At 43.1% G+C, this 15,069-nt stretch carries 14 protein-coding genes; 3 read left to right on the top strand and 11 right to left on the bottom strand.

Annotated elements, in window-relative coordinates; translation table 11 throughout:
• Nucleotides 1-14: 14 nt before the first annotated feature.
• Complete coding sequence (locus O59_RS22210) at nt 15-245, bottom strand: helix-turn-helix transcriptional regulator (protein WP_040393453.1); 231 nt, start codon at nt 243-245, stop codon at nt 15-17.
• A 74-nt stretch (nt 246-319) separates the two neighbouring features.
• On the opposite strand from O59_RS22210, the gene O59_RS18600 reads away from it, so the two are divergent.
• Nucleotides 320-1,012 carry a hypothetical protein gene (locus O59_RS18600; protein ID WP_157152645.1) on the top strand — a complete coding sequence of 231 codons (693 nt, stop codon included), beginning with the start codon at nt 320-322 and terminating at the stop codon, nt 1,010-1,012.
• 131 nt (nt 1,013-1,143) lie between these two features.
• Here the strand turns inward: O59_RS18600 and O59_RS18595 are convergent, their stop codons facing one another.
• The 4 genes from O59_RS18595 to O59_RS18580 form a co-directional block, all read right to left on the bottom strand.
• Nucleotides 1,144-1,326, bottom strand: coding sequence for a hypothetical protein (locus tag O59_RS18595; protein ID WP_040393449.1), 183 nt, complete (start codon nt 1,324-1,326; stop codon nt 1,144-1,146).
• A gap of 215 nt (nt 1,327-1,541) precedes the next feature.
• Nucleotides 1,542-1,967 (bottom strand): DUF6262 family protein, encoded by a 426-nt coding sequence (locus tag O59_RS18590; protein ID WP_050977119.1) that lies wholly within the window; start codon nt 1,965-1,967, stop codon nt 1,542-1,544.
• On the bottom strand, nt 1,957-4,086 hold the full coding sequence (locus O59_RS18585; protein WP_007645474.1) for a tyrosine-type recombinase/integrase: 2,130 nt from the start codon (nt 4,084-4,086) through the stop codon (nt 1,957-1,959). Before O59_RS18585 ends, O59_RS18590 begins: the two co-directional genes overlap by 11 nt.
• Entirely contained in the window at nt 4,077-5,264 is a 1,188-nt protein-coding gene (locus O59_RS18580) for a tyrosine-type recombinase/integrase (RefSeq protein WP_198284829.1), read from the bottom strand. Before O59_RS18580 ends, O59_RS18585 begins: the two co-directional genes overlap by 10 nt.
• Before the next feature lie 367 nt (nt 5,265-5,631).
• Here O59_RS18580 and O59_RS18575 point away from each other — a divergent pair, with 367 nt between their 5' ends.
• Nucleotides 5,632-8,637 (top strand): Tn3 family transposase, encoded by a 3,006-nt coding sequence (locus tag O59_RS18575; protein ID WP_007645463.1) that lies wholly within the window; start codon nt 5,632-5,634, stop codon nt 8,635-8,637.
• Here O59_RS18575 and O59_RS18570 read toward each other — a convergent pair.
• The 4 genes from O59_RS18570 to O59_RS18555 form a co-directional block, all read right to left on the bottom strand.
• Entirely contained in the window at nt 8,634-9,458 is an 825-nt protein-coding gene (locus O59_RS18570) for a SprT-like domain-containing protein (protein WP_007645462.1), read from the bottom strand. The genes O59_RS18575 and O59_RS18570 overlap by 4 nt on opposite strands.
• A 154-nt stretch (nt 9,459-9,612) precedes the next feature.
• Nucleotides 9,613-10,551: a site-specific integrase gene (locus O59_RS18565; RefSeq protein WP_007645461.1), complete on the bottom strand. Its 939-nt coding sequence runs from the start codon at nt 10,549-10,551 to the stop codon at nt 9,613-9,615.
• A gap of 75 nt (nt 10,552-10,626) precedes the next feature.
• Complete coding sequence (locus O59_RS18560) at nt 10,627-12,033, bottom strand: DEAD/DEAH box helicase (RefSeq protein ID WP_007645460.1); 1,407 nt, start codon at nt 12,031-12,033, stop codon at nt 10,627-10,629.
• Nucleotides 12,030-12,590 carry a hypothetical protein gene (locus O59_RS18555; RefSeq protein WP_007645458.1) on the bottom strand — a complete coding sequence of 187 codons (561 nt, stop codon included), beginning with the start codon at nt 12,588-12,590 and terminating at the stop codon, nt 12,030-12,032. The genes O59_RS18560 and O59_RS18555 overlap by 4 nt, the downstream gene beginning before the upstream one ends.
• Nucleotides 12,591-12,598: 8 nt before the next feature.
• Between O59_RS18555 and O59_RS18550 the strand changes: the two genes are divergently transcribed.
• The gene (locus O59_RS18550; RefSeq protein WP_050977118.1) at nt 12,599-12,919 is read left to right on the top strand and encodes a helix-turn-helix transcriptional regulator; all 321 of its coding nucleotides are present in this window, start codon (nt 12,599-12,601) and stop codon (nt 12,917-12,919) included.
• Nucleotides 12,920-13,022: 103 nt separating this feature from the next.
• Here the strand turns inward: O59_RS18550 and O59_RS18545 are convergent, their stop codons facing one another.
• Nucleotides 13,023-14,408, bottom strand: a complete 1,386-nt coding sequence (locus O59_RS18545) for an ATP-binding protein (RefSeq protein WP_007645456.1) — start codon at nt 14,406-14,408, stop codon at nt 13,023-13,025.
• A complete protein-coding gene (locus O59_RS18540; RefSeq protein WP_007645454.1) occupies nt 14,398-15,066 on the bottom strand; it encodes a response regulator transcription factor in 669 nt (222 codons plus the stop codon). Before O59_RS18540 ends, O59_RS18545 begins: the two co-directional genes overlap by 11 nt.
• Nucleotides 15,067-15,069 lie beyond the last annotated feature (3 nt).

The following is a 15,069-nucleotide window of genomic DNA, read 5'->3' as shown; positions in this document are numbered from 1 at the left end:
AACATGGAAATAGGCTAGTAAAGTAGGTCTAGCCCATCTTTGGGATTCAAGTTTAGCGCATTGCAGTAATCCACGTATTCAGAAACATCTAGCCTTCTTTCCAGAATCTCAACCTTCTGGACAAAGGAATGCGGCTCGTCGAGGCGCAGAGCTAAATCACGCATACTAAGCCCTTGATTAGTTCTAGCGGCTTTTAACCAGCCGATCAGGGCTGCATATTTTGTGGAGGATATTGCTTTTTTCATCGTACCTATTATTGGTACAATGCCTCGATGTACCCAAAATAGGTACAATTCTTGCCTTAGATGAAATCCCTTTTATGTTTGAAGCGAATAGCATTCAATTAGATTGCCTTGCAGATCTTGTGTTAATTGCTTTCATGGAGTGCCTTGCTCCAGGAGAAGTATCGCTCACCTTGGCACAGCTCCATACACGGAATTTTACCAATCACCATCAAGCAACTAGGGATTGCATCTGTTTTTTATTTAAGCAGGGCAGAGTGGTAATTTCCCCTATTATCCAAAAAAGAAGGGGCAGAGTTGTACGCGATACGAACATACTGATAAGGATCGCCACTACTGATATTCCGAAATCAATAATAAACCTCAGTTACAGCATGAGAGGCAAAATTGCCGATACTTGCAGCGAGCAATTTATTTTCATTCTGGATGAGCAACTTAAAGTTTACGAGTGCATTGAATATTGTCGTTTTTATCTTGACAGGGAAGGGCTTGGACTACGAGAGGATTCCACGCCGCCTTATAAGCTCCATCTTATGGTTATGGAATTGGCTCACGAACAAGTTTTCTCGATCCTGTGGCGCGCCGTAAAAACAGCCTCTATTTCGGCTTCACAAAAGAAAAAGAAATTTGTATCTCTCAATGATCTGTGCGAGTTAGCATATAAGTACTTTTTAGAATCGAGAAGGCGTGATATCCAGATAGATTTTTACCGCATGCCTTACAGTGTCGGCAATAGCGTGTTGCGGGGACTGATTACAACATATAAATAATTAACCTCAAGGGAGTGAGGAGTGTCCAGCAAATCTTGCATAACACTCGAAGTGATATTTTCGAGGAGGCCTATGCGGTGTTATTTTTTGAACCCTTAAGCATATATCCCAGAATGGGCGCACCCGAAAGGTCATTTAAACAATAAATCTGCATGTGCGGTCAGAGGCGTCAGGTCTTTGAGCAGATCCTCCTCTTTTAAAAGAACGATTGAGAGCTCTTTTATCTGTTCAACCTCTCGAGACGTTAAGTCGCCCTTTAGATTATTCTCGGACTGATCGTTCTGTTTAGATTTTTTTTGGTAAGGTTTACTCATTGACATTACCTCAGTATTTTTAATACGTGGTTTAAAAGTTGATGATTACTTCCCATAATTGCAATAGTTCATTTATTAACGAAGTTGTCAGATTCCCTTGTTTACTGCTGAAAATGATGGGCTTCCACGAACGTTAACGCAACAGAAAAAATCTGAGTTTATGCTGCCGAAAGACAATCAGACCTCAAGAAATTAACCTGGGAGACTAGTAGAAATTAAGGTTTGGATCTGGCATTTATCCAATTCTGCCTAAAGTGCTCGGCTTTTCCTCTTTCGTTTTCCGCCTCAGTTTTAAGTCTAGCATTTTCGCGCCTGACATCACCAAGTTCTTTTTTCAACCTATCAATTTTATTGCGAAGTAGGGCTTCAACATGTTTCCATTCCTCAGGCGTTCTAGCAGGTACAGTTTTTCCGTCAATTTTGTGTTTTTGATCTCTACCATCATTACGCAGTTCCGATAATTCATCTTTAAAATTATCATAAAGAAACTGCCTGCTCACTCCTGCTAGAGCGGCAACTGTTTTAAATGTTATAACTTCGTTTCTAGATCGCAATATTTCTATAGCCGCCTGTACGGAGTTCCTTTTCTCTAGACTTCGTTGCTCTCTTGCCAAGCGCATTGCTTCTGTTTTATCGTTCATCTAATAAGATATCCAATTGAACTGGCTTAAATTTATTGACAGAGCCGTTGAAAACCTCATTTGACTCTATAGCAGTAACAATTTTTTTCAGCGAAGTGCAAACTTGTCTATTCTTTTCAACTCGCTTCGAGAGTATCTCAGACATTCTGATTTTTCCGGAGTCTTTCAAATCTTTCAATTCAATGACCTGCTCGGCAACAACTCGTTCTAACTCAATTTTCTCAACCTTAAAAAACGGCAGGTCCTTTTCATCGGCCCTAAAATGTTTGCATGTATAACATGCATTGGCGTGCTCACACCAATCACCGATTTGGGCAGGCATAGAGCAAGCACCTCCGCAAACTCGGGTTGCAGTTATGACTGATTTCCTGACAAGTAATTCTCCGAGCTTCTCATCCACATCACCTTCTATAGTGAAAAAACGGCCGCTTCCTTTATCGATTAAAGCACGCTTTTTCAGCTCTAGTCGGTTATTGACATACACCGTTGCCATATCTGGGCTCGAATGGCCAAGCTCCATCATAATCGTTAACACATCATGTCCCTCTGCGGCCATTGAGGTGCCTTTCGTATGCCGCAAACAGTGCCATGAAAATTTTAGAGGTTTTCCGGAATCATCTAAAATATTGTTTTCAATGCATCTTTTTTTAATATCCATCGCGGTGCGGGCAGGGCGCACATAGCTTTCTTGGGTTCCTGTAAAGGTAGGGAATAAATACTTAGTCGGCTTGCCATATTTTAGAACAATACTATTTTTTATGCGCTCAATTGTTTCAATTAAAAAAGAATGTGCCTTATCCGACTTGGAAAGCGGCTTAGTATTCCAGGTTCTAACTTTATTTTGCCAAAATGTCAGCGTCATGAAATTCGTGTCATGAGGATCATCATGTAAACAGTCAAATAAAACAGCATGACCGTCTTCCGCACGCATTCCTGATGCAAGAATCATCGTAAAAACCTCATGAGTAGGATAAGGTGCTGATTTAAGTACATTAGATAATTGATCTACAATATTTTGAGAGTATGATCGGGCCGCACCTTCTTTGGAGTATCCGAGTCTGCCTAAGCCTTCTTTATAATGGCTATTTTCTATCTTCCTAGTAACTCTTGTATTTACTGATAACGCAGGCCATTTATCTGGAAATTGGGCGGATGCGCTAATTAACATCGCGTAAGCATCTGTGTACCAATTTTTTCCCGACAGCTTTTTATTATTACCCCAGGCTATAAACTCATTACCAATTAATAAATTGGTAATGTTAATTGGGCTTGGATCTTTAAATTTCTCATAAAGAAAATCTCTAAAATGTCTAAACCTGTCAAAGTATTTTTTGAGAGTTAGAGGGCCTATTTCACCATTATCAATTTTAGAAAAAATATGTGTTCTTAACGCAGCACGCATCCACTCAGGGTAATTTAAAAAGTTTATATACCAATCGTCTCTTTGTTGTGCATCAGAGAAACGTGAATTTTCTTCAGTATAAAGGTCTTTTAAGTAAACTATATTCCGTTTTTCCAGTGGTTCAAATTGTTCACGATTCATAACAATTTTTTTATGGAAATCACCAATAATCGTAATTCTTGGAGATAGATATTCCTTGGAAACCCACTCGCCATCCTTGATCCATTCAGCTATTTTTTTTGCTCGATCGCTTTGGTTATTAAACTTTGAAAATGCTTCTATAAGAAATTTATTATTCTCTTTAGTCCCTGAGGAATTTCCTTTTAACGTCCAATTTCTTTCAAATTCAGGGTGTGGTATATCGGACATAAACGATACATATCCAAACGACGAGGAAATTGTTGACCACTCCTCATTCAACCAATCCATAGGTAGCCTTCTTCGCTCTATGATACTTCTTGAGTTGTTTCTTTTATCTTGCAACAAATTGCACCAATATAGCTTCGTTTCGAGCTTGATTGATTCTGGAAGCGTTGCGAAATCAATAGGACGCTTAGATCCAACATGCTCATTTACAAACTTTGGAATTGACAGGACAAACCTTTCATTCCAAACATCACATTTAAGCAACTTGGGACTAATTTTTTCGAGCGAACTGCGAATTAACTCTTGATAACGATCGCTCTCTGCATTGGTTTGTATAAGTTTTAAATCCATTTAATAGCTCCAACTGAAAGATAATTAATTGACCTGTACTCATCGAGCCTTTCCTTTAATTTTTCAGGGCCAGTAAGATGCAATTTCCTTACTTCTGAGCTGAATAGATGTTTATAAAAATCCAAGGTTGTTTGCGGGCTCGCATGTCCTAACCGATCAGCAATTTCAAGCAAGCTGTATCCTTCCGCTATAGCTTCACTTGCATGGGTGTGCCTAAATTGATGCCATGTAAATTGAATATTTGCTCGTTTTTGTAGGTAGAGTTTAAGGTTTTCTGAATAACTACGAGACAAGGCCTTACCGACATGACCACGAAGCACATTACAAAAAACGTATTCAGTTCCCGCCTCAAAGGCATTTTCATACTCAGTACTGGTCATATAATCTTCATACATATTTATAACGTAATCTAAAACAGGAATCGCCCTTGTTCTTCTGCTTTTGGCTCGTGCGCCATTCTGATTGTCGTTGCGAGGTATAATCCAAATTACGCGTTCTGAGAGGTCAATATCTGTATGGCGCAAACCTAATGCCTCTCCTATTCTCATGCCGGTGTTGTACAATAAAGTAACTAAAAAAGCATCTCGCATTAGCGTGCATGATTTGATAAGAGTTAGTACTTGTTCGGGCTTGAGCCGCTTTTCAATAACTTTTTTACGCGCTCTAGTTATGTCACCACTAAAATATGGATCTTTATTTTTTGTGGATTTTCGATTCTCAATATGCGCTAGAAATTGATTAATCTGATTTACACTGTGAAATCGAGTCGATACGTGCTGGCCGATGAATAACTCCGGAAATCCACCGCAAAAACCAAAAAATGACTTAACAGCCAAATGAATTTGATTCTTCAGTGACGCGGAAATACGTAAAGTTGCAGGCTTTGTAATCAGAAAAAGCTTTTCAGGATTGAGCTCGTTAGCTTGGTGAACTGGTAACCATTGCAGAAAGGAATCGTATACACGTATTGAGATGTCCGAAATATGCTTATCGTTTCCGTGTAGATAGCCTAGTAAGCGACCTACGTGCCGAGCATAAGCTTCAATAGTATTAGGGGAAAAGTTGATTTCTTCTAAATGGACAATCCAAGATCTGAAGGCCTCAACAGTGGGCTCATCAATATGATTGATAGTCCAAGATATTCGTCCATTAGGAAATCTTATTTTTAATACCGCCAAAGTATGCCACCACATCGTTGTTTACATGGTGCGCATACTAAAGACGACATATATACAATGGAGCCTACTAAGAAACTAAATGGACATAACTGACATAGATATTATTGGTGTCCGTATTAACATAATGAATATTATGCGCAATTAGATGAGCGTGTTGTGGCCACTTAATTGGGGTAGCAGGAACTTCCCGCCATGGATTACCTAAACCTGCCGAAGCCTATATGCCGCAAGGCTTTTCGTGGAAAAACAAAGCGCAACATGGCGCATCTAATCGCATGTCTTAACTCCATCTTCATCAAATGTGCCATTGTGCCGACGTAATTGATTGTGCTTCGCTAAAATCCGCCCTTTTTTTTGAGGGCTACCAATGGCAAGTGCAGACAATCGAATCGAGATCCTAACCGACTCAGAAATCAACGAACTTTACGGGGTGCCCCGCTTCTCCGATGCCGAGCGTGAGGAATACTTCGTCCTTCATGGAAAAGAAACCGCACTTTATTCCAACCGACATGATGCCATCACCAACGCATACGGCATATTGCTACTGGGGTACTTAAAATACAAACCTGTGCTTTTGGACGTTTCTGTTGATGCAGTTAAATCCGATCTTGTGTATATCCGGCACAAATATGATATTCCGCTCAAACTTACTCAAGCAAAACTCACGCCTACCCAAAAGTCCCGTATTTACCAGAGTATCCTTAAATATGGTGGATACCAACAATTCGACGAAAGCTCAAACCAGCTTCTGGATTTCGTAGTCCAGCTGACCAAACAGATTGTCGAACCGAGAGAAATATTTGATGGTTGCATTCATCACTTGAATGCAACCAAAGTAGTTATTCCTGGTTACAGTACGCTGCAAAAAATTATCTCCGCCGGTATCAAGCATGAAGAGCGTGAGCTTGAAGGCAAGATCTTGGGCCGACTGACTGAACAGGATTTAGCCGCGTTAAAAAGCATGGCGTTAACGGAGGAAGAAAAACCATTAATCACCAAAATTAGAAATTTGCCGAAGAGCTTTCAGCGAAAAGAGATGTATAGCGAAATAGATGTTTTGAATAAACTCAGCAACATCTTTCCTACTGTTTGCACTGCCGTCGAGTCATTGAACTTATCACCTAAAAATATCGAACATCTCGGGAGCTACGTTAGTCTTTACAGTATTACTCGATTGAGGAACCTGTCCACTGGAAAATTCGTACTTTATCTCTCCTGTTATATATACCGTCGATATCATCAGATAAGTGACATTATTATCGAAGCGTTTCGGTATCACGTTCGCAAGCTGGAAGCAGAAGCAGGGACGCGAGCCCAAGACAAATATGTCACTGAAATGGCAAGCATGGAAGAAAAACTGGAACGGGCCGGAGACTTGGTCAAGCTGTGGGTCGATGAACGCTTCAGTGGTGATGAAGTAGCTCATAGTGATGCCAGGAAAGAAGCCTATGAAATTCTTGCCAAAAACGAAATCCCTACGGTCGGCGATTTTATGAAAAAGTCCAAGACCGACGGGAAAAAATATAAATGGCAGTTTTATGAAGAAAAGCATCACGTAATAAGAGGACTACTGCGAAAGCTTTTTTTATGCCTGAATTTTGAGTCGCACGATGAAACAGCTCAAGCATGGCTGACCCAGGTTCATAACGCAAAAGAAGAACTACTTGCACATGGAAAGATGCAGAACTTTGATACAAGACTAATCAAGCCAGAGCTAAAACCGTATTTGATTGACGAAGTCGATGGCAAGAAACAGGTCAATCTCATCCGCGCTGAAATGCTACTTTACATGCGAGTTGTTGCAAGGATAGAAGAATGCAAGTTTTTTATAGACCGAAGTGTTTCCTACAGATGGTATGAAAGCGATTTTGTCCAGGCAGAATGCGTTCCGGAGTTAGTTTCCCTTTGTAGCCTCCCCACTATACAAAAACCAGTACAGGAATTATTAGATGAGAAACTTGCCGAATTTGATAGAAAGCGAAAAGACGTTGGGGCGCGTATTGCTGCAGGTGACAACCCGTCTGTAATTTTCACGGATATTGACGGTAAAAAGAAGTGGATCGTGAAGAATACAGCGGGAAAAAATAACGAAAAACACGAAAACTATCTAAATAAGTTGAAGCAAATGCACATCGGTGATGTGCTCGCGGAGGTTGAGGTACACACCCAATATACTAAAGCGCTAACGCACCGGCGCCTAAACAAAACGGCACCGGATTTGAACACGATCATTGCGTGTATTGTTGCAAACGGGACTCGCTTTGGTACACATCGGATGGCCAAACTTTGCAATATTTCCTATGACACCCTTGCGGAAACAGAGAAAAATTATTTGTCTGGCGAAACGCTGCATAATGCGATAGACCGGGTCAGCAACGCGATCGCTGCCTTACCGATTTTTAAATATTACAATATTCAAGAGGAGGTGTTACACGCGAGTTATGATGGCCAGCGATTTCAAAGTCATTTCAACACTATCAGTACGCACTTTTGCAAAAAATATTTTGGTCGAGGTAAAGGGTTGTCTGCCGTAAGCCTGAATGCCAATCACGTCCCAGTGAATGCGCAGATTATGAAACCCTACAGTCACGAATCCCATTATCTATTCGATGTTCTTCACGGCAACACCTCAGAAATTCAGCCGGACGTGATATCCACCGACACGCATGGAACAAATCAATTTAATTTTGCCATCCTCGATTGTTTTGGATGGAGCTTTGCGCCGAGGTATGCCCGCCCAGGAAAAGAGTTAGCGAAGTTTTTCAACTTACAAAAAAATGGAGACTATTCGGAAATTGTTCTACTAAAACCTATCAACCGTAAACTGATTGAGGATAACTGGGATTTCATTCAGCAGATAATAGTGAGTTTAGATAGCAGCCAATCATCGCAAGCAACTATTGTCAGAAAGATGTCGCGCTTCAAATCGCGAAGCAACCCATTCAAGGCGTTAGCTGAGTATGATCGCTTGATCAAGAGCATTTACTTACTGGACTTTATCGATGATGGGACTTTTCGCAGTTATGTCCACCGCGCGTTAAATCGCGGTGAGTCCTATCACATGCTTATGCGGAGGATTGAAGAGGTGAATGGTAAATTCCGGGGTAATTCTCCCGATGAGATAACGAATTGGTATGACTGCAGCCGCTTGATTGCCACGTGCATCATTTATTTCAACTCACGATTATTGTCTTTTATGATGGAAAAATTGCAGCGAGAAAATCGCATAGAAAGCCTTGAAATAGTGAAATGTTGCTCCCCTGTTGCGTGGTTGCACATCAATTTCAATGGAAGTTACAGCTTTTATTTTAATGGTCAGCAATTTGACATGACACAGTTGATAGAGGAAGCGTTAGGTAACCAAGCGACCTAGTTTGTTTCTACCAGAGTCTCGCGACATTCACCGCAGATCACCGAAAGATCGGGTTTGCCCCAGAGCTGCATATGACATTTGGGGCACTTATATTTGTGTTTGTTGCTGGAATGGCGAGGCTTGGTTGTGGAGATAAAGGGACGAACCGGTAGGGACTGGGGAAAATACGTGTCGTTGAATGCGGCTTCAAGCTCAGCGAGTGAATAAGGAAGGCTTTCAATAGAAATTGAGTCGGTATTACGGTGTTCCAACACCCTTGAGGTCGGCGTTGGTAGCGTCAAGCCAATCGAAGCACCATCCCGCGTATAAGTGAGTGTTTTTCTCTCTTGGCGAATAACCGGATACCGGTCGATCCAGGTTAATTGGAATCCTGACGCGGCCAGCTCGTCGAACGCCAGCTTGAAAAGGCCGTCCTCCAGTATATAGTCCATCATGGACTGTCCGGTCATATCCCCGCCCGGTTCCCCCGTTGACGATGGCATCAAGCCAATCGCAATCATTTTCCTCGCCCATTCCATATTGTGGTAATTTTGCCGACCCGGTGTTCCCGCGTGGGCTTGCCAGATATGAACCATTTCATGGCAAAGTGTTTGGCAAATTTCCATCAGCGGGAAATTGGCAAAGTATTCTGGATTGATGGCCAACTCGTGCGTATATTCTTTACGTTTGTTGACCCATCGTTCCAGCGAAACATATCCCATGATCCGCTTTTGCCGTTGAAAAGTGATCAGGCAAGACGGAAGCTTCCCTTCGAAAAGCCGTTCATTGAAAAAATCGTACGCTTTTTGAAACGGTTGATAGGATTCTTCAGTGGGATTCATGCTTGAGAATTATGCTCGATAAATTGTATCGTACGTTACAAAAATATGTGAAAAAAGAAATATAAAAATACATTTTTATTCTTTTTAATGTTGAGTGTTGAGATTTGTCGATTAGTTTAGCTGTATTAGATTCCGTACGATAGGCACCTTTAGACTAATCTGCAATGCAACGGTCAGTGGCTAGTGCGTGCCGCTCAAAGGGATTACCGCTGTCGATATAGCGCATCGCTGTCCGCAGATCCTTCCAACCAACATATTCCATAATGGTTTTCAAATCCCATCCACTGGATGAAGCCCAGTTAGCAAACCCCCTACGCAATGAATGGCTGGAAAAAGCGCCTGAGTCGGCAATGTGTGCATCATTAAGGATTTTTCGTAGCACACCGATGAAACTGCTCGCATGCATACACTTTTTGCCCAGATGCCCCCATCGATTAATCGAGGGAAATAAAGGGCCTTCAATCAAACCGGACTCCATTAGCCACTCGTGGCAGGCATCTACTGGACAAAGCCGTCTTAATGCGGGCGTCTTATAAGTGACGCCTGCGGATTCTGTTTTGGTGTATGGCAAGTAGAGAGATATGCCTTCATCGCGGACAATCGATACATGCTGAATTTCGATCCGACTCAATTCATCACTTCGAAAACCTCGCCAAAACCCTAAAAGGACAATGGCACGATCCCGCATGGCTTGTTGAAGTAGGTGCGAGTTTTGAGCGGCGCGAGCTTCCGCGATTTTTTCTTGAAGGTAAGCGTCGATGGTTTCAACGTGGTGTAACGCTATCGGTTTGGCTTGCTGGGGCCGCTCGGGATGAACCGCCTGGATACCTTTAAGGACTTTTTTTACCAAAGGACTTTTGGTGGGATCCGGAAACCCTTGGTCAATATGCCATTGAGCAATTGCCGACATTCGTTGACGTAATGTGCTGTTGGCTAACTGACCAGCGTAAGCTGCCAGGTATTTAGCTACCGAATCGGCAGTGGCTGGTAAAAAGCCTCCCCATTCCAGCTCGAAGTGGTCTACGGCGGACCGGTAGCTGCGGCGGGTGTTATCCCGGGTTGCCGCATGAATGTAACGATCAATATCGTTCATAACTTACGCTGCTTTTTGTATTTGCTCCAACGAGGCTAACTGGCTTTTGATATTCCCACAAGCGACTGCTGCCTATTACGCATACAGGTGAGGTAGCTGCAGCAGCTCCTGACGAAAGCGGCCGAACATATTAATGGTCGTATCGTATGATTGTGCCAGTATCGAAACTGATAAGGGGGTTGGTATAGAGACATCCGGTATTCCTGTTAATGCTGGAAAATGTCCGAAACTGATTTCCATTTCATCATGGAGTTCAGGCAAGTCGGTGGCAGGCATAGACAGAGTGACCCCAACATCATTCTCCGACATGGTTTCACGTCTTATTTTGGCGGAATCCGGTATTTCTTCCGCAACTCGTCTCGCGTATTCAACCAGGTTAGGCTCTGCTGGCAAATAGAGATAACTGTTCCCTGGGGCGTCACTACCCACTCGCAAAATACGCCCCAATACCTGCCGAAAATGCAGCTCAGTCTTTACCCGAGTCAAATGGCAGCACACCCGGAGGCGCGGAATATTGGTTCCTTCGCTAATCATGCCTACCGAAATAATCCACGGTTGAGTGTCATTACGAAAGATATTAATTATTTGATGCGCATCATCTTCCAAATAGGTAGCAATAGCGGCCCGTTGCCCAAGGTGTCTTTCCAATAAATTCGCTATTTTACGAGCATGATCCACAGACGCGGCGACAATTAACCCTCCCGCATTGGGATGTAGTTTGCGAACCTGGGTTAGTTTTTTTGCGGACTGTCTGAGCAAGTACAGAATCAGGTCGTCATTATCGATCAGTTGCTGATAAGAGCAGCGAGCTTTGCTTAATAGCTCGGCGAACGATGAATATTTATCAGTCCTGTTTCCGCATTTTACCTGGATGCGATCGTTGTCAATCAAGGTAATGCTGGGTGCGCGGCATACATTTTCTTTAATTGCATGCGCTAACCCGTAAATATAATCGCAATGGATTTTGTCATCCTGGCAGTAGCTGGACAATGCGATCGGGATGCGGTCTGATCGCCACGGCGTTCCTGTAAGTGCAAGAGTAAATGCCGCGCCCCCCTGGATATGGCGAATGATTGTTTGCCCCCATGCATTGGCGTTACCGAGCGTATCCCCAGCGCAATGGTGAATTTCGTCGAAGATAACCATGACTCGATGACTGGAGAACAATGCCCAAAATGTTTGATCGAGCCGTAACATGGATTGGTAGGTTAAAGAGCAACCGCGTGCACCGAGCGATCCATCCATACGCTGTAATGTGTGTGTTTCAAGGGTATCCTGAAAATCTGATGAAACGATGATGGACGGCGAAAAGCACAGTACCAGGTCGATCATATTCAAGGATAGGAGTCGGCTGGCCAGCGTTGCGGCCATTGCCGTTTTGCCGGCACCGGGTGTGGCCAAACACAAAAAATGGTTATCACCAGCCTGAAATTTACGTAATGCTTGCTCCACACAGTTGGACTGCCATCGCCTGAGTTTCATTGTCCAATCCCTGCTTCCCGACCAAGCAAACTTTCAAGTGCCTTAACGCGGCCAAGTAACTTAGAGCATTTGTCCCTTGAAGCGTTATAGAGCACCTGTACCTGGTCACGCAGCTCGGGAATCTCCTTGCAAATTGCATCGTATTCCTCGGTTTCTCCCATCGCGGATAGCATTTCCAGTTTGTGGTGATTTAATCGTTCCCGGAGATTTTGCCGCGGATCCGGTGTGGCTATGGCGATAGCAGGAGCAATAGGTAAGTCCATATTTGCCTGTGGCGCAGGCACGACGCTGACGGCGACTGCCCGAGATCGGCCGAAAAATTGAGCAGTTAATCGATATTGGGGCCATCCACCTTCCACGACAACACGGGTCAGATCCCCTTTGTTGATAAGGCGCAGCATGTTGCGATACACGAACTGGCGAGCCGCCTTTTTGGCGTTATGGAGGCATGCCGGATCTTTCAAATAGGCTTCTGTGAGATCGTGTACGGTGAACTCGCGGTTTACCAACGTCGATAATGCCGAAAGCAGCCCGGACTTAACAATGAGAGATTTCATGATAGAGATTGACGCCTCATGTCTCGAATTTCGCGCCATTCTATCCTGTCTCTATCATCGAGACAATGAAATCATCTCCTTACTCATCTCACTACGAAAAGCTACGCATCTGGCTAAAAAAGCACCGGGAAGCGAGTGGCTTGACGCTCCGCGAAGCCTCGCTCGCAATGGGGCGGCATCATTCTGTGCTGGGCAAGATGGAACAGGATCGACGGAAAATTGAAGTACTTGAGTTTGTGAGGTATTGCCAAGTACTGGGCGTCGATCCACATGAGGGGCTGGACGTCCTCATTGACTCAATAAAAGAGGATAATCAAAAACAGCGGTAAAATTAAAGAAGCTCGACGCCGAACACACACGTCAGCCATCGAGCAAACATTGGAGGTGTATAAAAATACGATATGAAGGACTTATTTAATAAAAAAGTATTATCTATGCAAAGTCAACAACGACCTTTAAATAGTTTTGCTCTATAGGTTCATAGGATATTTTTGCATCATGCATGGAGAGTATTTTTGTAACGATTGATAATCCAAGCCCCGAACCTGAAACTCCTTGGCTTCTTACGTGCCGATAAAATCGCTCACCCATGCGCCCTGTATTCAGTTGAATTTCTTTGGATATTTGATTAATGATTGTTATGGTAATGCAACAATCTTTATCCTGTGCTGATATATTCACTTCACTTAGCGGTAAAGAATATTTGGCTGCATTATCAAGCAAGTTGCGAAATACGACCTGTAATAAATTTTTATCACCTAAAATATTTATCTGTGAATCAATACTAATTGCCCAATTAACATTGCTCAACAAACTTGATTCTACCAGTGCCAAACTGTCTCTAATCAATTGCGATAGATTTATGCTGGATGTCGCACCCCCCCCGCCGTGCTCCAATTTTTCAATCTCCATTAACTGTGTCACTAGATGAGTCAATCGTTTAGTGCTGACCATAATAGCTTCTGCTGCGAAGGTGCAATCATCATTTGTTTTAGCATTTCTTATATTGTCTGCGTGCACCAATAAAATACTCAATGGTGTGCGTAATTCGTGCGAGGCATTTGCGACAAAACGTTTTTCATTTTCAATATGACGCTTCAAATCATCCAGAAGTTGGTTTATTGCAATTTGGAATGGTTTTAGTTCAACTGGCAGCTCAATATCCAGGGGTGTAAGGAGCGAAGGTTGTGACCTTGATAATGCCTTAGAAAGGTCACGAATAGGTTTTATTCCCCAGTATACCGATAGCCAGATGAGGACGGTAACGGGCAACAACGATATTCCGAGTGGGATCAACTGGTCAAATGTTAAATACAAACTTAGCTCACCGCGCACATCCTCTCGCTGCCCGGTCATTGTCCAGGTTTGGTTTCCCGAGTTGTATAAGCTGTAAAATATCCACTTATGAGGGCTAATAAATACGTCATGATAACCGGCCTTGAGCGGAGCCAATGGCTCCGTCCCGGCATTACTAGAGCGCAACAGTAGGTTTCCTTTGGTAGTCCACACTTGAAACGCCAATTTTTCTTCGTATTTATGCCCCTCAACTCTGCGCTCTTCAGCAGATGTGCGTTCAATATTGTCTTCTTTAATGTCTGCAATACTTACAATAACCGGTAATTCACCGCTTGGTTTGCTGAGGGTCTGGACAACTAGCTGATTAATTAAACGAGTGTACTGCGCAAGCTGAGCGTCGAATAATTCATCCAATTCATGGTGCGTGCTTGAGTAGGTAATAAAACCAGTTATGCCCAGCAACACAATAACAACAGTGTTCACACCAATAAAAATCATTTGGCGAATGCTGTTAATTCTCATAGTCACTCACCATTAGGTACCCAACACCGCGCACGGTTTTTATTATTTCTGACGAAATTTTTTTACGGATGTTATGAATATGAACCTCAACGGAATTACTCTCAGCTTCACCTGACCAACCCAGGCTGAGCTCATCAAGGTGCTGCCTTGTTAGAATTTTGTTGCGGTGCAGAATAAATTCTTTGAGGATCAAGAATTCCCGATTGGTAAGATTGACTTTGCTTTCATCATAAATACACTCGTGAGTGGATAAATCCAATAATAAATCGCCACACCGAAGCTGATCTATACGGCGATCCTGATGACGACGAACGACAACTCTAATGCGGGCCTCCAACTCTCGCACATCACAGGGTTTTAATACGTAATCATCAGCCCCTGCATTCAGAGCTTCTATTTTGGTTTCAAGATGATCCCATGCAGTCAAGACAAGAATGGGGACTGCGCGCTTATTGTTACGTAATGATTTAATAACATGCAATGCCAATCCGTCTGGCAAGCCCAGATCCAATATCATCACCTCAAATATACTACCGGCAACGGCCCTTATAGCCTGTCCCCCTGTCGTACAGTGCTCCACCCGATAGTTCATTCTGGTCAGGGCAGTAATCAACCCATCCGCCAAGAGCTGATCATCCTCTACTAACAGAATTCTCATGGT

Source organism: Cellvibrio sp. BR (assembly GCF_000263355.1).
GTDB lineage: Bacteria > Pseudomonadota > Gammaproteobacteria > Pseudomonadales > Cellvibrionaceae > Cellvibrio.
The sequence above is the reverse complement of the archived record's forward strand: the minus strand, read 5'-3'. Positions and strand labels throughout refer to the sequence as shown.